Source organism: Umezawaea sp. (genome assembly GCF_057122925.1).
The window spans coordinates 120,686-145,175 of the sequence record NZ_DBNGPQ010000056.1 but is presented as its reverse complement, the minus strand read 5'-3'; the positions used below and the strand labels follow the sequence as shown (position 1 = coordinate 145,175).

General features: G+C 70.2%; 22 protein-coding genes. 12 read left to right on the top strand and 10 right to left on the bottom strand.

Features of this window, described 5'->3' with window-relative positions; genetic code table 11:
• Positions 1-73 precede the first annotated feature (73 nt).
• Both AC156L_RS12920 and AC156L_RS12915 read left to right on the top strand, forming a co-directional pair.
• On the top strand, positions 74-1,015 hold the full coding sequence (locus AC156L_RS12920; protein WP_484406869.1) for a hypothetical protein: 942 nt from the start codon (positions 74-76) through the stop codon (positions 1,013-1,015).
• A gap of 282 nt (positions 1,016-1,297) precedes the next feature.
• Complete coding sequence (locus AC156L_RS12915) at positions 1,298-3,589, top strand: FdhF/YdeP family oxidoreductase (protein ID WP_484406868.1); 2,292 nt, start codon at positions 1,298-1,300, stop codon at positions 3,587-3,589.
• A 919-nt stretch (positions 3,590-4,508) separates the two neighbouring features.
• On the opposite strand, the gene AC156L_RS12910 is transcribed toward AC156L_RS12915, so the two are convergent.
• From AC156L_RS12910 to AC156L_RS12895, 4 genes are all read right to left on the bottom strand, one after another.
• Complete coding sequence (locus AC156L_RS12910) at positions 4,509-6,026, bottom strand: phytoene desaturase family protein (protein WP_484406867.1); 1,518 nt, start codon at positions 6,024-6,026, stop codon at positions 4,509-4,511.
• A 9-nt stretch (positions 6,027-6,035) separates the two neighbouring features.
• Positions 6,036-6,173, bottom strand: a complete 138-nt coding sequence (locus tag AC156L_RS12905; RefSeq protein ID WP_484406866.1) for a hypothetical protein — start codon at positions 6,171-6,173, stop codon at positions 6,036-6,038.
• A gap of 78 nt (positions 6,174-6,251) precedes the next feature.
• A complete protein-coding gene (locus tag AC156L_RS12900) occupies positions 6,252-6,356 on the bottom strand; it encodes an MFS transporter small subunit (RefSeq protein ID WP_484406864.1) in 105 nt (34 codons plus the stop codon).
• Entirely contained in the window at positions 6,353-7,696 is a 1,344-nt protein-coding gene (locus tag AC156L_RS12895; protein ID WP_484406863.1) for an L-lactate MFS transporter, read from the bottom strand. Before AC156L_RS12895 ends, AC156L_RS12900 begins: the two co-directional genes overlap by 4 nt.
• A gap of 127 nt (positions 7,697-7,823) precedes the next feature.
• On the opposite strand from AC156L_RS12895, the gene fdhD reads away from it, so the two are divergent.
• The 3 genes from fdhD (at position 7,824) to AC156L_RS12880 (ending at position 10,781) form a co-directional block, all read left to right on the top strand.
• Positions 7,824-8,651: a formate dehydrogenase accessory sulfurtransferase FdhD gene (fdhD, locus tag AC156L_RS12890; protein WP_484406862.1), complete on the top strand. Its 828-nt coding sequence runs from the start codon at positions 7,824-7,826 to the stop codon at positions 8,649-8,651.
• Positions 8,635-9,801 carry a CaiB/BaiF CoA transferase family protein gene (locus AC156L_RS12885; RefSeq protein WP_484406861.1) on the top strand — a complete coding sequence of 389 codons (1,167 nt, stop codon included), beginning with the start codon at positions 8,635-8,637 and terminating at the stop codon, positions 9,799-9,801. The genes fdhD and AC156L_RS12885 overlap by 17 nt, the downstream gene beginning before the upstream one ends.
• 65 nt (positions 9,802-9,866) lie before the next feature.
• On the top strand, positions 9,867-10,781 hold the full coding sequence (locus tag AC156L_RS12880; protein WP_484406859.1) for an alpha/beta hydrolase: 915 nt from the start codon (positions 9,867-9,869) through the stop codon (positions 10,779-10,781).
• Here AC156L_RS12880 and AC156L_RS12875 read toward each other — a convergent pair.
• The 5 genes from AC156L_RS12875 to tig all read right to left on the bottom strand — a co-directional run bounded on the left by AC156L_RS12875 (position 10,768) and on the right by tig (position 15,664).
• On the bottom strand, positions 10,768-11,352 hold the full coding sequence (locus tag AC156L_RS12875) for an RBBP9/YdeN family alpha/beta hydrolase (protein ID WP_484406858.1): 585 nt from the start codon (positions 11,350-11,352) through the stop codon (positions 10,768-10,770). The two genes, AC156L_RS12880 and AC156L_RS12875, sit on opposite strands and share 14 nt — an antisense overlap.
• A 66-nt stretch (positions 11,353-11,418) precedes the next feature.
• The gene (gene clpX, locus AC156L_RS12870; protein ID WP_106192775.1) at positions 11,419-12,699 is read right to left on the bottom strand and encodes an ATP-dependent Clp protease ATP-binding subunit ClpX; all 1,281 of its coding nucleotides are present in this window, start codon (positions 12,697-12,699) and stop codon (positions 11,419-11,421) included.
• A 191-nt stretch (positions 12,700-12,890) separates the two neighbouring features.
• Positions 12,891-13,520, bottom strand: coding sequence for an ATP-dependent Clp protease proteolytic subunit (locus tag AC156L_RS12865; RefSeq protein WP_259621740.1), 630 nt, complete (start codon positions 13,518-13,520; stop codon positions 12,891-12,893).
• Between the two features lie 26 nt (positions 13,521-13,546).
• Complete coding sequence (locus AC156L_RS12860; protein ID WP_484406856.1) at positions 13,547-14,155, bottom strand: ATP-dependent Clp protease proteolytic subunit; 609 nt, start codon at positions 14,153-14,155, stop codon at positions 13,547-13,549.
• A 150-nt stretch (positions 14,156-14,305) separates the two neighbouring features.
• Positions 14,306-15,664, bottom strand: coding sequence for a trigger factor (tig, locus tag AC156L_RS12855; protein WP_484406855.1), 1,359 nt, complete (start codon positions 15,662-15,664; stop codon positions 14,306-14,308).
• Between the two features lie 182 nt (positions 15,665-15,846).
• Between tig and AC156L_RS12850 the strand changes: the two genes are divergently transcribed.
• The 4 genes from AC156L_RS12850 to AC156L_RS12835 all read left to right on the top strand — a co-directional run bounded on the left by AC156L_RS12850 (position 15,847) and on the right by AC156L_RS12835 (position 20,414).
• On the top strand, positions 15,847-16,425 hold the full coding sequence (locus AC156L_RS12850) for a hypothetical protein (RefSeq protein ID WP_484406854.1): 579 nt from the start codon (positions 15,847-15,849) through the stop codon (positions 16,423-16,425).
• Positions 16,426-17,311: 886 nt separating this feature from the next.
• Positions 17,312-18,217, top strand: a complete 906-nt coding sequence (locus AC156L_RS12845) for a LysR family transcriptional regulator (RefSeq protein ID WP_259621736.1) — start codon at positions 17,312-17,314, stop codon at positions 18,215-18,217.
• A 174-nt stretch (positions 18,218-18,391) separates the two neighbouring features.
• Complete coding sequence (locus AC156L_RS12840) at positions 18,392-19,609, top strand: threonine synthase (protein WP_484406852.1); 1,218 nt, start codon at positions 18,392-18,394, stop codon at positions 19,607-19,609.
• A gap of 7 nt (positions 19,610-19,616) precedes the next feature.
• Positions 19,617-20,414 (top strand): alpha/beta fold hydrolase, encoded by a 798-nt coding sequence (locus tag AC156L_RS12835; protein WP_484406851.1) that lies wholly within the window; start codon positions 19,617-19,619, stop codon positions 20,412-20,414.
• Here the strand turns inward: AC156L_RS12835 and AC156L_RS12830 are convergent.
• On the bottom strand, positions 20,411-21,424 hold the full coding sequence (locus AC156L_RS12830) for a LacI family DNA-binding transcriptional regulator (RefSeq protein WP_484406850.1): 1,014 nt from the start codon (positions 21,422-21,424) through the stop codon (positions 20,411-20,413). The two genes, AC156L_RS12835 and AC156L_RS12830, sit on opposite strands and share 4 nt — an antisense overlap.
• 98 nt (positions 21,425-21,522) lie before the next feature.
• Here AC156L_RS12830 and AC156L_RS12825 point away from each other — a divergent pair, with 98 nt between their 5' ends.
• The 3 genes from AC156L_RS12825 to AC156L_RS12815 are packed head-to-tail and all read left to right on the top strand — an operon-like array spanning position 21,523 to position 24,481.
• On the top strand, positions 21,523-22,797 hold the full coding sequence (locus AC156L_RS12825; protein ID WP_484406848.1) for an ABC transporter substrate-binding protein: 1,275 nt from the start codon (positions 21,523-21,525) through the stop codon (positions 22,795-22,797).
• Entirely contained in the window at positions 22,794-23,678 is an 885-nt protein-coding gene (locus AC156L_RS12820; protein WP_484406847.1) for a carbohydrate ABC transporter permease, read from the top strand. Before AC156L_RS12825 ends, AC156L_RS12820 begins: the two co-directional genes overlap by 4 nt.
• Positions 23,675-24,481 carry a carbohydrate ABC transporter permease gene (locus AC156L_RS12815; protein WP_484406846.1) on the top strand — a complete coding sequence of 269 codons (807 nt, stop codon included), beginning with the start codon at positions 23,675-23,677 and terminating at the stop codon, positions 24,479-24,481. Before AC156L_RS12820 ends, AC156L_RS12815 begins: the two co-directional genes overlap by 4 nt.
• Positions 24,482-24,490: the final 9 nt, after the last annotated feature.

Below are 24,490 nucleotides of genomic sequence, written 5' to 3'. Positions count from 1 at the left end.
CTCCCACATACCTGCTAACGCCCGCGCCCCGCCGCCCGATCGTCCAATGACGGGCGGCCACGGGGGAGTTGACGTGATGGTGCACTGCGTGGAGAGCCACCCCGAGTGGCTGCGGGCGGCGATCGGCCGAGTCGCGAGCGAGGTCCGCCGGATCCGGCGAAGAACCTGGCTGGCCCGGCACGGCGACAAGGTCGCCACGGGCCTCGCGCTGCTGGCCGTCGTCGCGCTGGGCGTCGGCATCCGCACCACGCTCCAGCCCGTGCCGCAACCGGCTCCCGCCGCCGTACCGACGACGATCACGCGGGTCGACCCGACCGACCCGTTCCGCGGCACGCCCGCCGAGCACTGGCCCGACGGCGAGGCGGGCCTGGTCGTCCCCCCTGCGACCGCGGTCGGGACGTTCAGCGCGGAGCAGGTCGCCGACGCGTACGCGAAGGCCCGCGCGGCCGTGGTCGCCGCCAGGCTCGACCGCCGCGTGGTGGAGGGCCACGACCCGGAACCGCTGCTCAGCCTGTTCGCGCTGGACGACCAGGAGGGCCTGCGGCCGCTGTTCTCCGGCGACCGGGACGACGAGGCGGGGCTGGTCGCGACCAGGATCGCGCCGGGCACGGCCCTGCTGCCCGTCGCGCCCAAGGTCAGCGGTGGCATGACGATCGAGGCGAAGAGCGCGGGCGAACTGGTCGTGCACACCGACTACGTGTTCGCCTACGCGTTCGCGACCGGTTCCGAGGAGGAGCCGACGAGCCCGATGGACGTCGTGGCGGTGACCAGGATCAGGTACGACTACGTGATGCGGTCGGGCCCCACCTTCCGCGCCGAGAGCCAGGGCATGTGGTCCGGCCCGGCCACCGAGCACAGCTACTCGATCGGCTGCGCGGCCTCCCGCGAGGGTTTCCTCGCCCCCTCGTTCACCGAGCCGAGGACCCAGCGCGGCTCGTCGGTGGAGGTGGGCAGGCCGGAGGACTACTTCGACCCGTCGCAGCCGATGCCGACGGTCAACACCTGTCCAGGCTGAGGGTCACCCGAACGGATGCTGTCGCCGTTAAGTGACGCAGTTCACAATTAACAGCGATTGGCCAGCTCAGTGGGCGTAGAAGTCGGATTCACGGACTCGGTTCAACCCCTTGGAGCCCGTGACAGCGGTCCGCTCCGCCCCTCGGCGAACCGGTCGCGGCACCCATCGCCACGCCCTCGCCAAGCGCGGCGGTGGGGCTTGCCGTCCCAGCCGGTCACCACGTCGACCGACATCACAGCGCGGCGACCTGCCACCGGGATTCGGCGCGGCGATACTGGGGGCATGACCCGGAAACCACCGCAGCAGGACGTCGACGAGTCGCAGCTCGACGTGACGAAGCCGAAGGACTGGGCGGCGGGCATCCCCGGTGTCGCGGTGTCGCTCAAGCGCGGTGTCGAGCAGATGGGCCTGACCCGCACCGCCACGACCCTGCGGCTGCTGAACCAGCGCGAGGGCTTCGACTGCCCCGGCTGCGCGTGGCCGGAGCCGCAGGGCCACCGCAAGCTCGCGGAGTTCTGCGAGAACGGCGCCAAGGCCGTGGCCGAGGAGGCCACCCGGCGGCGCGTCGGGCCCGACTTCTTCGCGGCCCACCCCATCGCCGACCTGGCCGACAAGACCGACTACTGGCTGGGCCAGCAGGGTCGGATCACCGAGCCGGTGGTGCTGCGCGAGGGGGCGACGCACTACGAGCCGATCGCGTGGGACGCCGCGTTCCGGCTGGTCGCCGAGCACCTCAACGGGTTGGCGAGCCCTGACCAGGCCGTGTTCTACACCTCCGGCCGCACCAGCAACGAGGCCGCGTTCCTCTACCAGCTGCTGGTCCGCTCCTACGGCACGAACAACCTGCCGGACTGCTCGAACATGTGCCACGAGTCCTCCGGCGCCGCGCTGAGCGCGACCACCGGCATCGGCAAGGGCTCGGTCAGCATCAACGACATCCACGACGCCGACCTCATCGTCGTGATGGGCCAGAACCCCGGCACCAACCACCCGCGGATGCTGTCCGCGCTGGAGGAGGCCAAGGGCAAGGGCGCGAAGATCGTCGCGATCAACCCGCTGCCCGAGGCCGGGCTGATGCGGTTCAAGAACCCGCAGAACGTGCGCGGACTGGTCGGCAGGGGCACCCCGCTCGCGGACGAGTTCGTGCAGATCAAGCTCGGTGGCGACCAGGCGCTGTTCCAGGCGATCGGCAACCTGCTGCTGTCGTGGGGCGCCGAGGACCGCGACTTCATCGACCGGTACACCCACGGCTTCGAGGACTACCGGGCCCACGTCGCCGAGGTCGACTGGGCGTCCGTCGACACCGCGACCGGCCTCTCGCGCGAGCAGATCACCAAGGTCGCGCGGATGCTCGCCGACTCGGAGCGGACGATCGTCTGCTGGGCGATGGGCCTGACCCAGCACAAGCACTCGGTGCCCTCCATCCAGGAGATCACCAACGTCGTGCTGCTGCGCGGCATGATCGGCAAGCCAGGCGCGGGCCTGTGCCCGGTGCGCGGGCACTCCAACGTGCAGGGCGACCGCACGATGGGCATCTGGGAGAAGATGCCGGAGAAGTTCATGTCCGCGCTGGAGCAGGAGTTCTCCATCCGGGTGCCGCGCAAGCACGGGTACGACACCGTCGCGGCGATCAGGGCGATGCGCGACGGCGACGCCCGCGTCTTCTTCGCCGTCGGCGGCAACTTCGCCTCCGCCTCGCCGGACACGCCGGTCACCGAGAAGGCGCTGCGCGGCTGCGACCTGACCGTGCACGTGTCGACCAAGCTCAACCGGTCGCACGTGGTCACGGGCAAGGTGGCGCTGATCCTGCCGACGCTCGGCCGCACCGAGAGCGACCTCCAGCACTCCGGCGAGCAGTTCGTCACGGTCGAGGACTCGATGTCCGTCGTGCACCGCTCGCGCGGACGGCTCGCTCCGGCGAGCGACCACCTGCTGTCCGAGGTGTCGATCGTCTGCCGCCTGGCCCGCGAGGTGCTCGGCGGTGAGCACCCGGTGCCGTGGGAGGCGTTCGAGAAGGACTACGACACCATCCGCGACCGGATCGCCAACGTCGTGCCCGGCTGCGCCGACTACAACACGCGGGTCCGGCAGCCGGACGGCTTCGTGCTCCCCCACGCTCCGCGCGACGCGCGGGAGTTCAACGCCACCACGTCCGGCAAGGCGAACTTCACCGCGAACGAACTGACCGTGCTGCACGTGCCGGAGGGCAGGCTGCTGTTGCAGACCATGCGCAGCCACGACCAGTACAACACCACGATCTACGGGCTGGACGACCGCTACCGCGGTGTGAAGGACGGGCGGCGGGTCGTGTTCGTCGCGCCGGACGACCTGACGTCGCTCGGGTTCGCCGACGGCGAGGTCGTCGACATCGTCAGCGAGTGGCCCGAGGACCCGACCGGGGTCACCGAGCGCCGGGCCGAGTCGTTCCGGATCGTGTCGTACCCGACGGCCGTCGGGTGTGCGGCGGCGTACTTCCCGGAGGCGAACTCGTTGGTGCCGCTGGATTCCACGGCGACGACGTCCGGCACGCCGACGTCGAAGTCGATCGTCGTGCGGCTGGAGCACCGGGCTTAGGGCCTGTCCTCGGAGCCAGGTGAGCAGGGTGGCCAGGTCGGTCGTGCCCCGGTGGGACACGGCGGTCTTGTCGAAGCGGGTGGCGATGGCGCGGAACTGCCTGAGCCGGTTGCAGCGGCGGTCGACCACGGTGAGTCGTTCGCAGGCGGTGCGGTCGAAGGTCCGTCTGCCCGGCGTTGGCGCTTGCGGTTGGCCTGCTGGTCACGGGGTCGCGGGATGGTGGCCGGGATGCCACGTGGGCGCGGATGGCCTTGGTCGAGCAGCCCTTGTCCGCGAGGACGCGTGCGGGCCTGGTCGCCGGGCGGCCGGGGCCCGGTCGCCGGAACTCGGTGCCGGCTGTGACCCGGGTGCTGTCGTTGACGTCGCCGTCAGTCGGCACGACCGACAGCGGTCGGGCGTGGCCCGTCGCACGCGAGGTGGATCCTGGTGGTGGGTCCGCCGCACGATCCGTATGTACCCCTCGGCACCGGAACCAGCCGCCGCCAGGGACAGCCCGCTTCGTACGCCACGGATGTCGCTTCCTCGACACCCCGCGCGCCAGCGGATGACGCGCGGCGGCGTGAGCATCGGGTGCGGACGCACCCGCGATTCCGGCGTTCCCACTGCTCGGCCGTGCGCGAAGACCACGTCGATCTCGGCGTCACCTCAGCCGCCAGCCAGGTAGCGCGTGTACCCGCTGACGCGCAGGTGCGTCCGCCGCTCCTCGGACTCCGGGCCTTGAAGCGGCGCCGGCTTCCACGCAGTGGGTGCGCCGACGCCCAGGAAGTCCTTCGGCTCCCGTCAGGGCAACCTGCTCGTCCACGGGCGTCCAGGGACGCCATCGCCGCGTGGTGAGTGGCTGGCCGATGCCGATGAGCTGGTCAAGTGGTGAACCACCCAGGTCAAGCGCGAAGAAGTGCGGCACGCCGTCCCACCGCGCCTACTTCGTGAGGCGCGCCAGCACCGCCATCGCGGCGTTGTGGCCGCTGATGCCGCTGACCCCTCCACCGCGCCGAGCGCCCGCGCCGCAGACGAACAGGTTCGGCTCGTCGGTCTCCGCACCCCACGTGCCCGCCTCGCCGTCTTCGGCGAACGGCCACGCGAGGTCGCCGTGGAAGATGTTGCCGCGCGGCAGCCCGAGTTCGGCCTCCAGGTCCAGCGGTGTGCGGGCCTCGACGCACGGCCTGCCGTCGGCGTCGAGCGCCAGGCAGGACTCGATCGGCTCGACCAGGTACCGGTTCAGACCGGCCAGGTACCGGTCGACCAGCGAAGACCGCAGCTCCTCGTTGCGCCCCTCGAACAGCGCGGCGGGCAGGTGCAGCCCGAACAGGGTCAACGTGTGGTGCCCGGCCAACGACGGCCCGAGGATCGACGGGTCGGTCAGCGAGTGGCAGTACATCTCGCCCGGCAGCACGGACGGCACCTCGCCAGCGGCGCTCTCCGCGTAGGCCGACTCCAACTGGGCGTAGGACTCGTCCAGGTGGAACGTCCCGGCGAACGCGACCTCGGCGGGCACCCCCGACCGCAACCGGGGCAGGCGGGTCAGCAGCATGTTGACCTTCAGCTGGCAGCCCTCACCCCGCGACACCACTTCCTTCCCGCGCAACGAATCCAGCACGGCGGGCGCCACACCCGCCACCACGAACCGCGCACCGACCTCCCGCCCGTCGAACACCACGGACCCGGACGCCCCGTCGACGGACACCCGTGTCACCTCAGCCCCGGTGACGATCTCCACCCCCGCGGCCGTGGCAGCCCGCAGCAGCTCGGCGGTGACCGCGCCCATGCCGCCGACGGGCACCCGCCACTCCCCCGTGCCGTTGCCGACCACGTGGTAGAGGAAGCACCGGTTGGCGAGCAGGTCCGGCGACGTCAGCGACGTGTGGGTGCCGATCAGCCCGTCGGTCGCCACCACACCGCGCACCACGTCGTCCGGGAACAGCTCCTCCAGCGCCACGCCGAGCGGCTGCTCGAACACCGGCGACCACAGGTCGCCTGCCAGCCGGGCGAACTCCGCGCGCGAGACCAGCGGTTCCAGCATCGTCGGCGCCACCACCTTGGCCAGCGCGTCCAGCGAGGCGTACCAGCGCTGCCACACCTCCCAGGCCGAGCCGGACCCCGTCACCGCGCGGAACGACTCCACCGTCGCCGGACCGGGCACGCGCTCCACCAGCAGACCGCCGTCACCGACGGGCGTGTAGGACGACGCCGCACGGGACCGCAGCTCCAGCCGCAGGCCGAGGTCGGCGACGATCCGGTCCGGCAGCAGGCTGACCAGGTAGGAGAAGCGGGACAGCCGGGCGGGAACGCCCGCGAACGGCGACGCGCTCACCGCCGCGCCACCCACGTGGTCCAGCTTCTCGACCACGAGCACCGACAACCCCGCCTTGGCCAGGTACGTCGCCGCCACCAGCGCGTTGTGCCCGCCACCCACCACTACGACGTCATAGGAGTCCACCCGGCCAACCTAGGGCGGATCACGGCCTGCGAACAGCCGCACCACGAAGCCGCCGTGGCCGAGCACGGGGACGACCCCGGCCGGGACGCGCGGTGGCAGGGCCACCAGCGCGTCCCGGAGCAGGAGCCAGAAGTACAGGAGAGGCATGGGTCGAGCACACCGGGGAGCACCGACGAGAAACCCCCGGAAACCGCTCCTCGACCGTCACTCGATCGGGTGGAGCTGTCAGCTCGTGAAGAGCGGCGTCACCCGACGCACCAGTTCGACCAGCCCGTAGGTGAGCGGGACGCCGACCCACAGCCACGCGAACACGATCAACGGTCGCCTCATCGGGACGCCTCCTCCAGCTCGACGGGCTCGTGGAACTTCGCGCTGACGGGCTTCACCAGCTCGTTGGCGACGAACCCGATCGCCAGCAGCACGATCATGATGAACAGCGAGTTCGTGTACAGGTCGGGACCGGACTTGCCGTCCGCCTTCTGGCTGTCCGAGATGGCGTTGACGATCAGCGGCCCGAGCACACCGGCGGTCGACCACGCGGTGAGCAGCCGACCGTGGATCGCTCCGACCTGGTAGGTGCCGAACAGGTCCTTCAGGTACGCCGGGATGGTCGCGAAACCGCCGCCGTAGAACGACAGGATCACCATCGCGCACACCACGAACAGCGGCGTGGACACGTTGCCCGCCAACGCGATCACGAGGTACATCGCCGCACCGACACCGAGGTAGATGCGGTAGATGTTCTTGCGCCCCACCAGGTCCGATGTGGACGACCAGATGATCCGGCCGCCCATGTTGGCCAGCGACAGCAGGGCGACGAACCCGCCCGCGGCGGCGACCGCGACCGGCGTCGCCGTCTCCGCGAAGAAGTCGGTGATCATCGGGGCGGCCTTCTCCAGGATGCCGATGCCCGCGGTGACGTTGAAGCACAGGATGATCCACAGCAGCCAGAACTGCGGGGTGCGGATCGCGTTGCGGGCGGACACGTTCGCCGTCGTGATCATCTTGTTGACCACCGCGGCGGCGGGCTCCCAGCCGGGAGGTCGCCAGCCCTCGGCGGGCACGCGGATCAGCAGCACGCCCAGCGACACGAACACCGCGTAGACGACGCCGTGCACGGCGAACGACTCGGCGATGCCGGTGTGGTCCTTGCCGAACGACTTGAGCATCTGCGTCGACCACGGCGACGCGATCAGCGCACCGCCGCCGAAGCCCATGATCGCGATGCCGGTCGCCATGCCGGGCCGGTCGGGGAACCACTTGATCAGCGTCGACACCGGCGAGATGTAGCCGATGCCGAGCCCGATGCCGCCGACGAAGCCGTAGCCGATCACCACCAGCCAGAACTGCGAGGTCCACGCGCCGAGCGCGGAGATCAGGAACCCCGAGGAGAAGCACACGGCGGAGACGAACATCGCCCAGCGCGGGCCGTTGCGCTCGACGAGCGTGCCACCGAACGCGGCCGACAGCCCGAGCATCACGATGCCGAGCTGGAACGGCAGGGCGCTCTGCGTGCCGGAGAGCCCGAGCGCGCCCTCCAGGGGCGACTTGAAGACGCTCCACGCGTAGGCCTGGCCGATGGCGAGGTGGACCGAGAGCGCGGCCGGCGGGATGAGCCAGCGGTTCCAGTCCGCGGGTGCGACTGTTCGGGAGCGGTCGAGGAAACCCACTGTCCGACACCTCCGTAACCTGGTTGGTGACCACCGGAACTTAATTGCTCGCCGATGCTGTTCGCACGAACGGGCACGATGAGCGGTAGGTCATCGGCGGGGAACGGCTCGAAGTGAGGGGTTGGCGATGGGACGCGTCACAGTTCGACGCCCGGTGATCAGCTTCTCGTCCCGCGGGGAGCGGAAGAAGATCGACGCGTTGGCCGCCGAGGAGCCCCTGGAGTTGCGGGTGGACGGTCGCGCGCTGGCCGTGACGATGCGCACACCGGGTCAGGACGTGGAGCTCGCCCACGGCTTCCTGCTCAGCGAAGGCGTCATCACCGGTCTGGAGGACATCTCCACCGCCCGGTTCTGCGAGGGCACCGGTCCCGACGGGGAGAACACCTACAACGTGCTCGACCTGGCGCTCGCCCCCGGCGTGCCGTCACCGGACGTGGGCGTCGAGCGGAACTTCTACACCACCTCCTCCTGCGGGGTGTGCGGGAAGGCCGCGCTCGACGCGGTCCGGCTGAAGACCTCGTTCTCGCCCGCCGCCGACCCGTGCCGGGTGCGCGTGGACGTGCTGACGGGGCTGCCGGACGCGCTGCGGGCCCAGCAGAAGGTGTTCGCCTCGACCGGCGGCCTGCACGCGGCGGGGCTGTTCTCGTCGTCGGGCGAGCTGCTGGTGGTGCGCGAGGACGTGGGCAGGCACAACGCGGTCGACAAGGTCCTCGGCTGGGCGCTGATGAACGACCGGGTGCCGCTGCGCGACCACGTGCTGATGGTGTCCGGGCGGGCGTCGTTCGAGCTGGTGCAGAAGGCGGCGATGGCGGGCGTCCCGGTCCTGTCGGCGGTGTCCGCGCCCTCGTCGCTCGCGGCGGAGCTGGCCGAGGAGCAGGGCATGACCCTGATCGGGTTCCTCAGGGGCGATTCGCTCAACGTCTACACCGGTGCCGAGCGTGTCGAAGCCCCTTGACGGCGTCCTGGTGGTCAGCTTCGAGCAGGCCGTGGCCGTCCCGTACGCGACGCGGCTGCTGGCCGACCTCGGGGCGCGGGTGGTGAAGGTCGAACGACCGGGTGTCGGGGACTTCGCGCGGCACTACGACCCGGCGTGCGGTGAGGTGTCGTCGTACTTCGCGTGGACGAACGTCGGCAAGGAGTCCCTCACCCTCGACCTGGCCCACGAGCGGGCGGCCGAGGTGGTGGCCCGGCTGGTCGCGCGAGCCGACGTCGTGCTGTGCAACCTCTCCCCCGGTGCGGCCCGACGGCGCGGTCTGGACGCGGACGCGCTGCGCGCGGGCAGGCCCGACCTCGTCGTGGGCGAGCTGTCCGGGTACGGCGACGGCGGCCCGTACGGCGAGCGGAAGGCGTTCGACGCGCTGGTCCAGTCCGAGGCAGGTCTCGTGGAGCTGACCGGCGACGGCGACGTGACCGCGCGCGCCGGGATCTCGGTGGCCGACATCGCGGCGGGCGTCCAGCTCCAGTCGGCGGTGCTGGCCGCGCTGCTCGCCCGCGCGCGGACCGGGCAGGGCGCCACGCTGCGGCTGAGCCTGTTCGAGGCGCTGGCCGAGTGGATGCACCAGCCGATGCTCTACGCGGCGGGCACGGGCCGGGCAGCGCCCCGCAACGGCGCCCACCACCCGAGCATCGCGCCGTACGGGCCGTTCCCGTGCGGCGACGGCGCGGTGCACCTGGCCGTGCAGAACGACCCGCAGTGGCGGCGGCTGTGCGCGCGGGTGCTGGACCGGCCCGCGCTGGCCGACGACCCCCGGTTCGGCACGGTCGCCGACCGGGTGCGGCACCGCGACGAGCTGCACGCCGAGCTGGACTTCAGCGCGTGGACCGCGGACGCCCTGCTGGCCGCGCTGGACGCCGCCGACGTGCCCGCCGCGCGCACCCGGAGCGTCGCGGACCTGCCCGACCACCCCCAGCTCGTCGCCCGCGAGCGCGGGCGGGAGGTGGCGGTGCCCGGCGGATCGGTCACGATGCTGCGGCCACCCGTCGACGGCTGGGACTGGGCTCCGGGCGCGGTGCCCGCGCTGGGCGAGCACACCGACCACGTGCTGCGCACGCTCGGTTACACAGCGGCCGAGATCGTGGAACTTCGGGCAGACCTGGTGACATGACCCCTGTCCTGCCGGCGAAACACCCCGGAGCCGGCGGACGATGTGTGGTGCGGAGGGCGGGGGACATGGACGACGAGGGACCACGCGCGGGCGTGCACCGGCGTACGGTGCTGTCCGCGCTCGGCGCGGCGGGTGTGACGGCCGCGGGACTGGGGCTGGCGCTCGGCGGCACCGCACCGCTGGGTGAGGCGCTGCGGCTGGCGCTCGGCGTCGCCGGGCCGAAACCGGCGGGCAAGCGCGCGGTCGTGGAGGTGAGCCGGGTCCGCTCGGCGGCCAGGGGTCGGGACGTCGACCTGGTGACCATCCTGCCGCCCGGCCCGACACCGCCGAACCTGCCCATGTCGATCCTGCTCCACGGCCTGCACGGCAACGCCCGGTACGCGGCCGTCGGCGGTCTGGTGGAGGTCTTCACCTCCGCGGTCGTGCGCGGCGCCGTGCCCCCGTTCGGGTTCGTGGCCGTCGACGGCGGCGACAACTACTGGCACGAGAACGTGCCCGGCGACGACCCGATGGCGATGCTCCTCGACGAGGTCCCCCGCTGGCTCGCCGACCGCGGCCTGGGCCCGCAGCCGTTCGCCTGCACCGGGGTCTCGATGGGCGGTTTCGGTGCCCTCCTCTACGCCCGCCGCCGCAACGAACGCCGTCAGCCCCTCTCGGCGGTCGCCACCATCGCTCCCGGCCTGCTCACGTCGTGGCCGGAGATGGCGAAGCGGAAGGCGTTCGCGAACGCCGACCAGTGGGCCTCCCTCGACCCGCTCAAGCACCAGGCCGAACTGGGCGACGTGCCCATCGGGATCTGGATCGGCGACAAGGACCGGTTCATCGTCGGGGCGCGGAAGTTCATCGAGGAGAAGAAGCCCGTGGTCGGGTCGATCGCGCCCGGCGGGCACGACGACCACTTCTTCCGCCGGGCGGTGCCGGACGTGGTCCGGTTCGTGGGCAAGCGCGTGCCGAAGCCGGGCGTGACTACCGCGGGGTGAGCGGGGTGCGGTCGCTGCGGACCCACTTGAGCACGGCGGTCCACGGGCCGTAGCCCGCGTCGACGTTCAGGTGGCCACCGCCGACGATGACGTCCACCTCGATCCGCAGCGACTCCGCGAGCAGTTTCGCCTGGTCGAGCGTGCAGTACGGGTCGCCCTCGCCGACGACCAGGCGGGTGGTCGCCGCGGCCCTGCGGAGGCCGTCCGCGTCGGTCGGGGCCGGGATGAACGTGGTGATGGCCGGTTCCGGGCAGTCGGTGCTCGGCGGGGCGACCAGCAGGACCCGGTCCACGCGCGTGGACGCGTCCGGCGAGGTCGCCGCGTGGTGCAGCCAGAGCAGGCACGCGAGGGAGTGGGCGACGACGACACGTTCACCCGTTGTGGGGGCGGCCAACAGGTGGGCACGCAGTTCAGCCAGCCACACGTCGCGGGACGGGCGGTCGGCTTCGGTGAACAGCGGCACGTCGACCTGGGCGCCGTGGTGGGCGAGTTCGCCCGCGAGCCAGTTCTGCCAGTGCGTCGGCCCCGAACCGTTCAGGCCGTGCAGCAGGAGGACGTAGGGCAGCGACACGATTCTCCTCCGGAAACACGAGCGGGCGCACTCCGGGACCGGAGTGCGCCCATCCGCGATGGTGCTCTACGCCGACTTCTCGCGGCGCTCGCGCCTGCTCGGCTGACGGGCGACGATCGTCGGGTTCACGTTCTCCTTGACCGTCTGCTCCGTGATGACGACCTTGGCGACGTCGGTGCGGCTCGGGATGTCGTACATGACGGGGAGCAGCACCTCCTCCATGATCGCCCGGAGCCCGCGGGCCCCGGTGCCGCGGAGGATCGCCTGGTCGGCGACGGCCTCCATGGCGGTCTTCGTGAACTCCAGCTCGACGCCGTCCATCTCGAAGAGCTTCTGGTACTGCTTGACCAGCGCGTTCTTCGGTTCGGTGAGGATCTTGACCAGGGACGGCTTGTCCAGGTTCGTGACGCTCGCGACCATCGGGAGACGGCCGATGAACTCCGGGATGAGGCCGAACTTGATCAGGTCCTCGGGCATCGAGTCGGCGAAGTAGTCCGCCGCGTCGACCTCGGCCTTGGTGCGCACCTCGGCGCCGAAGCCGAGACCGCGCTTGCCGACGCGGTCCTGGATGATCTTCTCCAGGCCCGCGAACGCACCCGCCACGATGAACAGCACGTTCGTCGTGTCGATCTGGATGAACTCCTGGTGGGGGTGCTTGCGACCACCCTGCGGGGGCACGGAGGCCGTGGTCCCCTCCAGTATTTTCAGCAGCGCCTGCTGGACGCCCTCACCGGACACATCACGGGTGATGGACGGGTTTTCACTCTTCCGGGCGATCTTGTCGACTTCGTCGATGTAGATGATGCCGGTTTCGGCGCGCTTCACGTCGTAATCGGCGGCCTGGATGAGCTTCAGCAGGATGTTCTCGACGTCCTCACCGACGTAACCGGCCTCGGTGAGGGCGGTCGCGTCCGCGATGGCGAACGGAACGTTCAGCATCTTCGCGAGCGTCTGGGCGAGGTAGGTCTTGCCGCACCCCGTCGGCCCGAGCATCAGGATGTTCGACTTCGCCAGCTCGACGCCGTCGTCCCTGCCCTCGCGCCCCCGGTCACCCGCTTGGATGCGCTTGTAGTGGTTGTAGACCGCCACCGCGAGAGTCCGCTTCGCTTCGCTCTGACCGATGACGTACTGGTCGAGGAACTCGTGGATCTCAGACGGCTTCGGCAACTCATCGAGCTTGACGTCGCCCGCTTCGGCGAGCTCCTCCTCGATGATCTCGTTGCAGAGGTCGATGCACTCATCGCAGATGTAAACGCCGGGGCCAGCGATGAGTTTCTTCACCTGCTTCTGGCTCTTTCCGCAGAAAGAACACTTCAGCAGGTCGCCGCCGTCACCGATACGCGCCATGACCGCTGACCTCTGTCCCCTCCGGCGCACACCCTGATGTGCGGCGCCTGATCGTGTGGCGAGACCCGTTGGACACGAGTTCCACCCATTCGTCTCGACGGTACCTGTCCAACCCGTGCAAGTGGGAGGACCAGCGTCCCCCGGACCCGCCGAACCGACCGGTAGGCCCGGTCAGCTCGGCGTGTCGGGCGTCACTTGTTCGCCGAGAGCTTCCGGTAGGGGAGCACGGCGTCGACGATGCCGTACTCCTTCGCGGCGTCGGCGGTCAGGATCTTGTCGCGCTCGACGTCGAGCCGGACCTGCTCCGGGGAGCGGCCCGTGTGGTGCGCCAGCGTGGTCTCCATGAGGCGGCGAACGCGCTGGATCTCGTTCGACTGGATCTCCAGGTCCGACACCTGACCGTAGACGCCCTCGGTGGAAGGCTGGTGGATCAGGATGCGGGCGTTCGGCAGCGCGTGCCGCTTGCCGGGGGTACCCGCGGCGAGCAGGACGGCGGCGGCCGAGGCGGCCTGGCCGAGGCAGTACGTCTGGATGTCCGGCCGGACGAACTGCATCGTGTCGTAGATGGCCATCAGCGAGGTGAAGGAGCCACCGGGCGAGTTGATGTAGAGCAGGATGTCGCGGTCCGGGTCGTCCGACTCCAGGCACAGGAGCTGCGCCATGACGTCGTTCGCGGAGGCGTCGTCGACCTGCACGCCGAGGAAGATGATGCGTTCCTCGAACAGCTTGTTGTAGGGGTTGGACTCCTTGACCCCGTAGCTCGTGCGCTCGACGAACGACGGCAGCACGTACCGGGACTGGGGCGCGTAGGACTGGTCCACTTGATGTCTCCTGGGTTGTGCCGCGGTCAGGCGTTCGAGACGCGGGTGGGGCGGGTGATCACCTTGTCGACGAAGCCGTACTCCAGCGCTTCCTGCGCCGTGAACCAGCGGTCGCGGTCCGAGTCGGCGATGATCCGGTCCACCGGCTGCCCGGTGTGCTCGGCGATGAGCTCCGCCATCTCCTGCTTCGTGCGGGTCAGCATGTCCGCCTGGATCGCGATGTCGGCCGCCGTGCCGCCGACGCCCGCGGAGGGCTGGTGCATGAGGATCCGCGCGTGCGGGAGGGCCGAACGCTTGCCGGGCGCGCCCGCGGAGAGCAGGAACTGGCCCATGGACGCCGCGAGGCCCATGGCCGTGGTCGCCACGTCGGGCTCGATGAGCTGCATGGTGTCGAAGATGGCCATGCCCGCGGTGACCGAGCCGCCGGGCGAGTTGATGTAGAGGGTGATGTCCTTTTCAGGGTCCTCGGCCGCCAGCAGGAGGAGCTGCGCGGTGATCTGGTTGGCGATGCCCTCTTCGACCTGGGAGCCCAACACGATGATCCGCTCGCGGAGCAGCCGCTCGTAAACCGAGTCGTTGAGGTTCATCCCCGCGGACGACCGCATCTCGGGCGTCGGGAAGGAGTGCTGCGTCACGTCTGCCTGCCTTACTCCAGGAGGAACGGGGAGGACTGCTCCGCCGTGGCTTGACTCTGTTCTGATCCCGTCTGCCGGAATCCCTACGAGCGACCTTAACGAAGACGGGCGGTGTCAACTTCCCGACACCGCCCGTTTTCGCTCAGGGCTTCACTGCTCCGCGGATTCCTCGGTGGGAGCGTCCGACTTGGACTCGCCGAACAGCTCGTCGAGGTCCAGCTCGTTGCCGGTGGCGTCGGTCACAGTCGCCTGGCGCACGACGGCCGCGAGGGCCTTGCCGCGGCGGACGTCGGCGAAGATGGCGCCGAGCTGACCGGACTGCTGGGCGCGCTTGACGTACTCGTCCGGGCTGATGCCGAAGCGCTGCGCCTGGTAGATGATCCGCTCGGTGAGCTCGGCGTCGGTGACGCTGATCTCCTCGGCGTCGGCGATCGAGTCGAGCACGAGCTGCGTCTTCACGGCCTGCTCGGCCGCGGTGCGCACCTCGGTGTCGAACTCCTCCTGCGTCTGGCCCTGCTCGGTCAGCCACTCGGCGAAGCGGGCCTCGTCGTGGTCGAACGAGTGCACGGCGTCGTGCTTGCGCGCGTCGACCTCGCCCTGGACGACGGCCTCGGGCAGCGGCACCTCGGTGGTCGCGAGCAGCGCCTCGAGGACCTTGTCGCGGGCCTCGACGCCCTGCTGCATCTTCTTCACGCGGCCGAGGCGGGTGCGCAGGTCGCCCTTCAGCTCGTCCAGCGTGTCGAACTCGCTGGCCAGCTGGGCGAACTCGTCGTCGAGCTCGGGGAGCTGGCGCTCCTTGACGCTGTTCAGCACGACGCTGACCTCGGCCTCGCGGCCCGCGTGCTCACCGGCGACCAGCGTGGTCGTGAACGTCTTGGTCTCGCCCTCGGACGCGCCGATCAGGGCGTCGTCGATGCCCTCGACGAGCTGGCCGGAGCCGATCTCGTAGGACAGGCCGGAGGTCTTGGCCTCCTCGACCTCGGCGCCGTCCACCGTCGCGGACAGGTCGACGACGACGAAGTCGCCCTCGGCCGCCTCGCGCTTGACACCGGTGAGGGTGCCGAAGCGGGCGCGCAGCTCGTCGAGCTGGGTGTCGACGTCCGACTCCTCGACCTCCTGGTCCTCGACGCTCACCGACAGCTCGCCGAACGCGGGCACGGTGATCTCGGGACGGATGTCGACCTCGGCGCTGAACGCGAGGGAGTCGCCGTCGGCGATGTTCGTGACCTCGAACTCGGGACGGCCGAGGGTGCGCACCTCACCGCTGTTCACGGCTTCCAGGTACTTGGCCGGGATGGCCTCCTGGACGACCTCGTCCAGTACGGCGCCGCGGCCGATGCGGCTCTCCAGGACGCGCGCGGGTGCCTTGCCGGGGCGGAAGCCGGGGATGCGCACCTGCTTGGCGAGCTTGCGGTAAGCGCGGTCGAAGTCCGGCTTGAGCTCGTCGAACGGCACCTCGACGTTGATCCGGACCCGCGTCGGGCTCAGCTGCTCGACGGTGCTCTTCAACGTGGTCTCCTCGTAACGAACATGACGTGCGGAACAGCCCGAAACACCACGACAGGCGTCGGGATTCCCGTCGAGTCTAGGTGAGCGGCCGGTCGCGTCGACCTGCCGGGGTGCGCTGGCCCCCTATCCGGCGCGGTCGCGAACCTCTACCGTGAGGGGTCTAGACCAATGCGAGGTGGCGGATGCTCGTTCGCGCGCTGGCCGCGGTGGTGACCGGAGCGGCCCTGCTGGCCGCCTGCGCGTCCGCCGAACCCGCCGCCGACCCCCACTCCGACCTCCACCCCGGCCACCACCCGAGCACCTCGCGGCCGACCGCCCCCGCGGGCCCGTTCACCACCCTCGACGAGGTCGTGGCGTGGACGAAGGACGCCAGCGGCGGCCGGTGCTCGGACGCGAGGACCGCCACCCCGGCCGAGCTCACCACCTACCTCGGGGCGGACCGGGCGAGGCTCTACGAGCCGTTCGTGGCGTCGTGGGCGACCTGCGCCGTGCCTCCGTTCCAGAAGGTCGGCCTCGTCCTCTTCAAGCCGGACGGCGTCAGGGCGCTCCAGGAGTTCTGGAGGGCCGGGCTGGCCGACGGGACGCTGACGGAGAACCCCGACTTCAGCTTCGGCGACGGGTTCGCGATCACGTCGGAGGAACTGGGCACCGGCGAGCTCGGGCTGCGGCACCTCTGGTGCGAGCCGGTCGAGGGCACCGGGGCCACCGTGGAGCCCGCCGGGGTCGACGGCTGCGTCTTCGCGCGGACCGAGGGCCACTAGCCGCCCGCGCGCGGGAACCGGCGGCGCGTCGACGGCGTCGGACGGGGTGGTGGTGACGCTCGAACGCGGCGTTGGGCCGTCCGGGGGGCCAGATCGCTGACCACGGGAAACCGGAGCGCGCGCGAAAGCGCTCTCCGAAGTCGCCCCGCGTGCGGAAGGTCCACGGCGTTCCACCGGGCGGGCTATTCGATACTAAGCGGTTCAGCAGAGCGCTAGGCCATTCGAGTGGCAATCGCATCCGTTGACTCTCCGAAGCCATACGCGGGACACCACGATTACCTACAGTTGCCCGAGTTACCCGAGTGTCGTAGTCGGTACTCACTGAACGCAACCAGAACCCAGGGGGGTTACGCACAACGAGTGAATGCAGTCCATCCGGAGTAGTGCCTCATGGAAAACTTTCACTTGTTGAGATGACTCCACTCGCCGTAGTCCATTCGTGTGCAGGTCAGGTAGCGTGACGCGCGAGCCTGGGACCACCTTGCTCACCTGAAGAAAGTTGCCGGACGTTCTGGGGGGACCAGTAGCGGACGCAACCGGTAACGGGACGCAAGAAACGAGCGAGACAATGTCATCGAGCTTTTCAACCACCTACCAGACAAGGTGTCGATGACCCGATGAGATCCATTCCGCCGCTGCCCCTGACCCACCGCGCGCTCCTGTCCGCCCTCATCCACCTCGACCGCCGGGCTCCCCGCCCGGCACCGATGCGGTTCCACCAGTTCTCTTCGGCGCCCAGCACGGTTGCCCGGCGATGTTGACGCCCCAGCCGACCTGACCGCTCCTACCCGCAGCCAGGTCAACTGCCGCCAACGCACCGGTCACCACGGCGCCGTCCTACCCCGGCGCTCGTGGATCACTCTTTTACGCACCGTTGGGGAGCTCCATGGAGACGCGTCAGCTTTTGGCGTTCACAACTGTGGTTCAAACGGGAAGTTTTACGAAGGCCGCCGCCACTCTGAATTGCTCGCAGCCCACGATCACTACCCGCATCAAGGCCCTGGAGGAGACGCTCGGCGTCTCGTTGTTCCGACGACTTCCCAGAGGCATCCAGATGACGTCCGCGGGCGTTGAGCTACTGCCCTTCGCACGCAACATCATCACGCTTACCGACAAGGCCAGAAAAGCCATCACGATGAACGGCGAGCCGCACGGCAAGCTCGTCATCGGCAGCGCACAGAGTTTGACCGACTACCGGCTGTTACCACTCATCGAGTACATGTGCTGGCGCTATCCGAGCGTCCAGATCTCACTGCACTCGCGGAACACGCAGTCGAACCTGTCGTCGGTCCGGGAGGGGCGTCTCGACTGCGCGTTCTTCATCGGGCCGATCGAGCCCCGCGAGGGGCTGGAGTCGACGGTGCTCTGCCCCGAACCGCTGGTCATGGTCAGCGGGCCGACCCACGCCCTCACCAGGCGGTCGGTGATCACCGAGGATGAACTGCGCGGCAGCACGCTGGTCAGGGCCGAGAACGGCGCCAGCTACTACGAGCAGTTCGAACAGGCACTGGGGTTGCACGACAGCGAGTCGAGGTCGCCGGTGCTGGCGCTCGACTCGATCGACGCCGCCAAGCGCGCGGTCGCCTCCGGGCTGGGGATCTCCCTCGTCCCCGAGGTCACGGTCGCGGCCGAGCTGGCGGACGGCAGGCTGCGCAGGCTGCCCTGGGTCCCCCCGTTCCGGGTGTACACGCAGTTCGCGTGGCGCCAGGACAACTCGGGCAACCCGTCGGTGACCGCCCTGGTCTCCGCCGCGGCCCAGGTCGTGAGCGAACAGGTGGCCACACCGGCCTGACACGGGACCGTTCTTGGGCTCTTCGGGCGCGAAAGCGTCCAAGAACGGTTCCAGCGGCACCACCCCGCCCTCCTGGCGGGTCGGTCGACGTCGCGCTGGTCCGGGCGTTCACCATCCCCGTCGACCCCCACGTCGAGACCGACGAGATCCGCACGCTTCTGGTTGGCTGGCGGCATGACCTACAGCCGGTTGACGCACCTGGACTGCTCCCGCTGCGACCGCCGCCACGACGCCGACGTGCTCGCGAACCTGTGCGGGTGCGGTGCGCCGCTGCTGGCCCGCTACGACCTGGCCGCCGTGCGCGAGTCCGTGACGCCCGCCGACCTGTCGGGCAGGCCGCCGACGCTGTGGCGCTACCACGAGGTGCTGCCCGTGCGGGACGAGGCGAACGTGGTCAGCCTCGGCGAGGGCATGACCCCGCTGCTGGCGCTCCCCCGGCTCGGCGAGGCGCTCGGCGTGCCGGGGCTGCTGATGAAGGACGAGGGGCTGGTGCCGACCGGGTCGTTCAAGGCCCGCGGCGCGGCGGTCGGGGTGTCGCGGGCGGCCGAGCTGGGCGCGAAGGCGATGGCCATGCCGACCAACGGGAACGCGGGCGCGGCGTGGGCGCTGTACGCGGCCCGCGCGGGGCTGCGGAGCGTGGTCGCGATGCCCGTGGACGCCCCGGAGATCACCCGCGCCGAGGTCGCGGTCAGCGGAGCCGACCTCTACCTGGTCAACGGCCTCATCGGCGACGCCGGGAAGATGGTCGGCGAGCTGGTGTCCTCTTCGGACGGGGAGCTGTTCGACACGTCGACGTTGAAGGAGCCCTACCGCGTCGAGGGCAAGAAGACGATGGGCTACGAGATCGTCGAGCAGCTCGGCTGGCGCTGCCCGGACGTGATCCTCTACCCGACCGGCGGCGGCGTGGGGCTGATCGGCATCCACAAGGCGCTGCTGGAGATGCGCGAACTCGGCTGGATCACCGGGGAGCTGCCGCGGCTGGTCGCGGTGCAGGCGGGCGGGTGCGCTCCGATCGTGGCGGCGTTCGAGGCGGGTGAGCGGACCGCGGAGCCGTGGCCGGACTCGAAGACCGTCGCCTTCGGCATCAACGTGCCGAAGCCGCTCGGGGACTTCCTGATCCTCGACGCGCTGTACGACACCGGCGGCACGGCGGTCGCGGTGGACGACGAGGCGCTGCTGGCGGCGCAGGAGCTGTGCGCGCGGCTCGAAGGCGCGTTCGTCTGCCCGGAGGGAGCGGCGGCGTTCGCGGCCGTCCGGCTGCTGCGGCAGCGCGGGTGGATCGCCGAGCACGAGGAGGTCGTCGTCCTCAACACCGGGGCGGGCATCAAGTACCCCGAGACGGTTACCGTCTCCGTGCCCACCCTCGACATCGGTGAGAAGCTGCCGCGCTAGGAGAGACATGGTCGTCGTCAACGGGCTGGAGATCGCCCACCGGCAGAGCACGGGCACCGGCAGGCCGGTCGTGCTGGTGCACGGGAACTCGTCGTCGTCCCGGACGTGGCAGCCGCTGCTGGACGGTCCGTTCGGGCGGCGCTTCCGCTGCCTGGCGCTCGACCTGCCGGGCCACGGCGGGTCGCAGGTCCCCGACGGCGGCTACTCGATCGCGACGTTCACCGCCGCGGTGACGGGGTTCGCCGACGTGCTGAACGTCCCGGACGCGGTGTTCGTGGGCTGGAGCCTCGGCGGGCACATCGTGATCGAGGCCGAGCCCCAGCTCCCCGAGGCCGCCGGGTTCGCGGTCTTCGGCACGCCGCCGCTGCCGAACCCGGCCGCGGTGCCGTCGGCGTTCCTGCCGAACCCCGCGATGGGCGTCGGGTTCACCGGCGAGGTGGGCGAGGACGACGCCAGGGCGTACGCGGCCAGCTTCGTCGCGCCGGGTTCGGCGCTGCCGCTGCACGGGTTCATCGCCGACATCCTGGCGACCGACCCGGCCGCGCGCGAGGGCGTGGGCGCCGCCATCGGCTCGGGCGCGATCTCCGACGAGACCGCGATCGTCGCGGCGATGGAGCGCCCGCTGGCCGTGCTGCACGGCCGTGAGGAGCAGCTCGTGTCGCTGGACTACCTGCGCGGCCTGGACGCGCCGACGCTGTGGCGCGGCGAGGTCCAGGTGCTCGACGGCGTCGGGCACGCGCCGCAGGAGGAGGCGCCGGACGCGTTCGGCGACCTGCTGATGAAGTTCGTGGACGACCTGGACTAGCGGGGAGGGCCGGTGCTGCCCCTCGGGACCAGCACCGGCACCTGGTCCTCGACGTCGGCGGGCGGTTCGCCGTCCAGCACGGTGAGCAGGGTCTTCGCGGCCCGCTCGCCGAAGGCGAACGTGTCGCGCGCCAGCGCCGTCAGCGGCGGGTGCAGCAGGCGGCACAGCGGTGAGTCGTCCCACGCCACCAGCGACACGTCGTCCGGCACCGCGACCCCCAGCTCGGCCGCGACCGCCGCGCCCGCGACGGCCATCACGTCGTTGTCGTAGACGATCGCGGTCGGCCGCGTGCGGCCGGTCAGCAGGACGCGGGTGGCGCTCGCGCCCTGCTCGTCGGTGTAGTCCGTGGCGACGCACTCGGCGGCCGTGATGCCCCACGCGGCGGCGGCGGAGTGGAACGCGGTCGTGCGGCGCTCGGTGTGCAGCAGTCCGGGCAGGCCCGCGACGCGCGCGATCCGCCGGTGCCCCAGCGCGCCGAGGTGCTCGATGATCGACACCATCGCCGCGGCGTCGTCGGCCCACACGCTGGCGAGGCCGCCGTGGTGGCCGGGCCCGCCGATCACGACGGCGGGCATCCCCAGCTTCTCCACCAGCTCGACCCGCTGGTCGTCCACCCGCAGGTCGACCAGGAACACGCCGTCGACGCGCTGCTCGGACGACCACCGCCGGTACAGCTCGACCTCGGCGGCCTGGTCCTCCACGACCTGGAACAGCAGCGCGACCGACCGGGTCGACAGCTCGGCCTGCACGCCGGAGATGAGCTGGAAGAAGAACGACTCGACGCCGAGGGTGCGGGCGGGTCGGGCGAGCACCAGGCCGACCGAGTCGGCGCGGGCCGCGGACAGCGCCCGTGCCGCGCTGTTCGGCCGCCACGCCAGTTCGTCGGCCACGCGGAGGATGCGCCGCCGGGTTTCCTCGGAGACGCCCGGCCTGCCGTTCAGCGCGAGTGAGACCGCGCCCTTCGAGACACCGGCGCGCAGCGCGATGTCTCGGATCGTCGGACGTTTCACACGCACCAGCCTGTCCGGAAGTAGACAAGTGAATCGGTTGAGGGTAGATGCAGCTATACCGGTTTAGCTACGGTCGGGACAACACGGAGGTGCGCCTGATGCGGACGACTCGACGCGTATTCCTGATCAGTGTGGCGGCAGCGACCCTCGCCGGTTGCGGACTGTCCGGCACGAGCCAGGAGGGAGGTGCGGTCGGCGGCGAGGTCACGGGTGAGATCACCTTCCAGACGTGGGCGCTGAAACCCAAGTACACGGAGTACGTCGAGGGCGTCATAGCCGCCTTCCAGCGGGAACACGCCGGTACGACGGTCAGGTGGATCGACCAGCCAGCCGACGGTTATCTCACCAAGGTACTGGCCGACGCCTCCGCGGGCTCACTGCCGGACGTGATCAACGTGCCGCCGGACCTGAGCTACCCGCTCGCCAAAGCAGGACAGCTGGTCGACCTCGACCAGGCGGCGGCCGACGCGAAGAACGACTACCTCGACAATGCGTGGGCCGCCTACGCCATTCCGGGTAAATCGGGCACGTATGGTTTTCCGTGGTACCTGAACACCGGTCCGGTGTTCTACAACAAAGCGCTGTTCCAGCAGGCGGGGCTCAATCCGGACAGCCCGCCGACGACGTTCGCCGAGCTGGAGGCCGCCGCGCTGGCGATGGCCCGGCAGACCGATCGCAGGGTCGCGATGCTCGGCCAGACGCCGTCGATCGCGGACTTCGGGCTCTACGGCGTGGAGATGGTGAACGCCGACGGCACGGGGTTCACCTTCAACTCGGCCAAGGGCGTCGAGCTGGTCGACATGTACAAGCGGATGTACGACGCGGGCGGGCTGGTCGCGGAGGCGCTGACGCAGAACTACACCGGGTCGGGCGCGAAGTTCATGGCGCAGCAGACCGCGCTGAGCCCCGGCTCGGCGTACGACCTCGGCAAGTTCAAGACAGACGCGCCCTCGCTGTACGCGAACATCGGCATCACCAAGCCGATCACGAACACCGGCAGGGCCAACATGTACGTGCACGGCGTCTCGGTGCCGAACTCCAGCAAGAACAAGGCCACCGCGCTGGCGTTCGGCCGGTTCGTCACCAACGCCCAGAACCAGCTCGCGTTCTCCAAGATCGCGACGATCTTCCCGAGCACCAGGGGCGGGATGCGGGACCCGTACTTCACCACCGAGGACGGGACCGACGAGGCCAGGGTGCGGGTCGCCGCGGCCAAGCAGCTCGGCGACTCGGTGAACTACACGCCGGTCCAGTTCAGCCAGCAGATGCAGGACTCGCTGCGGCAGAACCTCGCGGACGCCATGCTGGGCAAGAAGTCCGCGAAGCAGGCGCTGGACGACACGGTCGCCGAGTGCGACCGGCTGCTCGGGTGAGCGTGGGCCACCACCGGTCCTCCACCCCGTGGCTGTTCCTGCTGCCGGGACTGGCCGTCGTCATCACGTTCAGCCTCGTGCCGTTCGTGAACATGATCGTGCTGGCGTTCACCGACGCCACGGCGCTCGGCGGCGGCCGGTTCACCGGGCTCGCGAACTTCCAGCGGATGCTGGACGACCCGAAGTTCTGGCTGGCGCTGCGCAACAGCACGCTGTACCTGGTGTGCATCGTGCCGCCGCTGGTGGTGCTGCCGCTGCTGATCGCGCTGCTCGTGCAGAAGAAGCTGCCCGGCATCACGTTCTTCCGCACGGCGTTCTTCACGCCGGTGATCGCGTCGGCGGTCGTCGTGGGGCTGATCTGGACGTGGCTGCTGGACAGCCAGGGCCTGGTCAACAACGTGCTGAAGGCGCTGGGGTGGATCAGCAGGCCGGTGCCGTTCCTGACCGACGAGTGGCTGCTGCTGTTCAGCGCGATGCTCGTGACGGTCTGGAAGGGCCTCGGCTACTACATGATCATCTACCTGGCGGCGCTCGGGAACGTGCCGAACGACCTGCACGAGGCCGCGCAGGTCGACGGCGCGGGCCCGGTCCGGCGGTTCCTCGCCGTCACGCTGCCCGCGCTGCGGCCGACGATGGTGCTGGTCGCCGCGCTGTCGGCCGTGAACGGGTTCCGGGTGTTCTCCGAGATCTACCTGCTGTCCGGCGGGTCGGGCGGACCCGGCGGAGCCGACACGTCGCTGGTGATGCTGATCCAGCAGACCGGCACCGGCCTGACCGGCAACGTCGGCTACGCGTCCGCGCTGAGCCTGGTGCTGTTCGTGATCACGCTGGGGCTGCTGCTGATCACGTTGCGGCTCAACCGGCGGGAGGAGGCGCTGTGAAGCGGGTCGCGCGGTACGCGTTGCTGCTGCTCGTGCTGGCGATCACCACCGGGCCGTTCCTGTGGCAGCTCTCGACGTCGTTGAAGGGCGCGGGCGAGGACGTGTACGCGCCGGTCTTCGTGCCGTCGGACCCGACGCTGGCGAACTACGCGGGCGTCGCCGACGCCGTTCCGGTGTGGACGTTCGCGCTGAACTCGCTGCTGGTGGCCGTGGTGAACGTGGTCGCCAACTGCGTCGGCGCGTCGATGGCCGGGTACGCGCTGGCCCGCCTGAGGTTCCGGGGGCGCCGGCTCGCCGCGCTGGTGTTCGCCTCGGGCATCCTGGTGCCGTTCGAGGTCATCCTGATCTCGCTGTTCCTGGTCATGCGGTCGTTCGACCTGACCAACACCCTCACCGCGGTCGTGCTGCCCGGCGCGATCGGCGCGCTCAACGTCCTGCTGATGCGCAACGCGTTCCTGGCGCTGCAACCGGAGGTCGAGGAGGCCGCGGTCATCGACGGCGCGAACGCGTGGCAGCGGTTCTGGCGCATCGCCGTGCCGTCGGCGCGCGGCACCATCCTGGTGGTCGCGCTGTTCTCGTTCATGTTCAGCTGGGACGACTTCCTGTGGCCGCTGGTGGTGCTCAGCGATCCCGACAAGTACACGCTGACCATCGGGCTCGCGTACCTCCAGGGCACGTTCTTCCAGAACCAGCGGCTGGTCGCGGCGGGCACGATCATCGCCGTCGCACCGCTGATCGTGCTGTTCATCAGCCTGCAGAAGCACTTCTTCCGCGGGGTCGGCGAAGGTGCCATCAAGGGCTAGGAGGGGAAC

Bases quoted from the DNA above. Each gene is read 5' to 3' on its own strand.
- AC156L_RS12825 (WP_484406848.1), top strand. From the start codon at position 21,523: ATGCGGACGACTCGACGCGTATTCCTGATCAGTGTGGCGGCAGCGACC.
- AC156L_RS12840 (WP_484406852.1), top strand. From the start codon at position 18,392: ATGACCTACAGCCGGTTGACGCACCTGGACTGCTCCCGCTGCGACCGC.
- AC156L_RS12900 (WP_484406864.1), bottom strand. From the start codon at position 6,356: ATGAGGCGACCGTTGATCGTGTTCGCGTGGCTGTGGGTCGGCGTCCCG.
- AC156L_RS12905 (WP_484406866.1), bottom strand. From the start codon at position 6,173: ATGCCTCTCCTGTACTTCTGGCTCCTGCTCCGGGACGCGCTGGTGGCC.
- AC156L_RS12880 (WP_484406859.1), top strand. From the start codon at position 9,867: ATGGACGACGAGGGACCACGCGCGGGCGTGCACCGGCGTACGGTGCTG.
- AC156L_RS12845 (WP_259621736.1), top strand. From the start codon at position 17,312: ATGGAGACGCGTCAGCTTTTGGCGTTCACAACTGTGGTTCAAACGGGA.
- clpX (WP_106192775.1), bottom strand. From the start codon at position 12,699: ATGGCGCGTATCGGTGACGGCGGCGACCTGCTGAAGTGTTCTTTCTGC.
- AC156L_RS12915 (WP_484406868.1), top strand. From the start codon at position 1,298: ATGACCCGGAAACCACCGCAGCAGGACGTCGACGAGTCGCAGCTCGAC.
- AC156L_RS12850 (WP_484406854.1), top strand. From the start codon at position 15,847: ATGCTCGTTCGCGCGCTGGCCGCGGTGGTGACCGGAGCGGCCCTGCTG.
- fdhD (WP_484406862.1), top strand. From the start codon at position 7,824: ATGGGACGCGTCACAGTTCGACGCCCGGTGATCAGCTTCTCGTCCCGC.
- AC156L_RS12835 (WP_484406851.1), top strand. From the start codon at position 19,617: ATGGTCGTCGTCAACGGGCTGGAGATCGCCCACCGGCAGAGCACGGGC.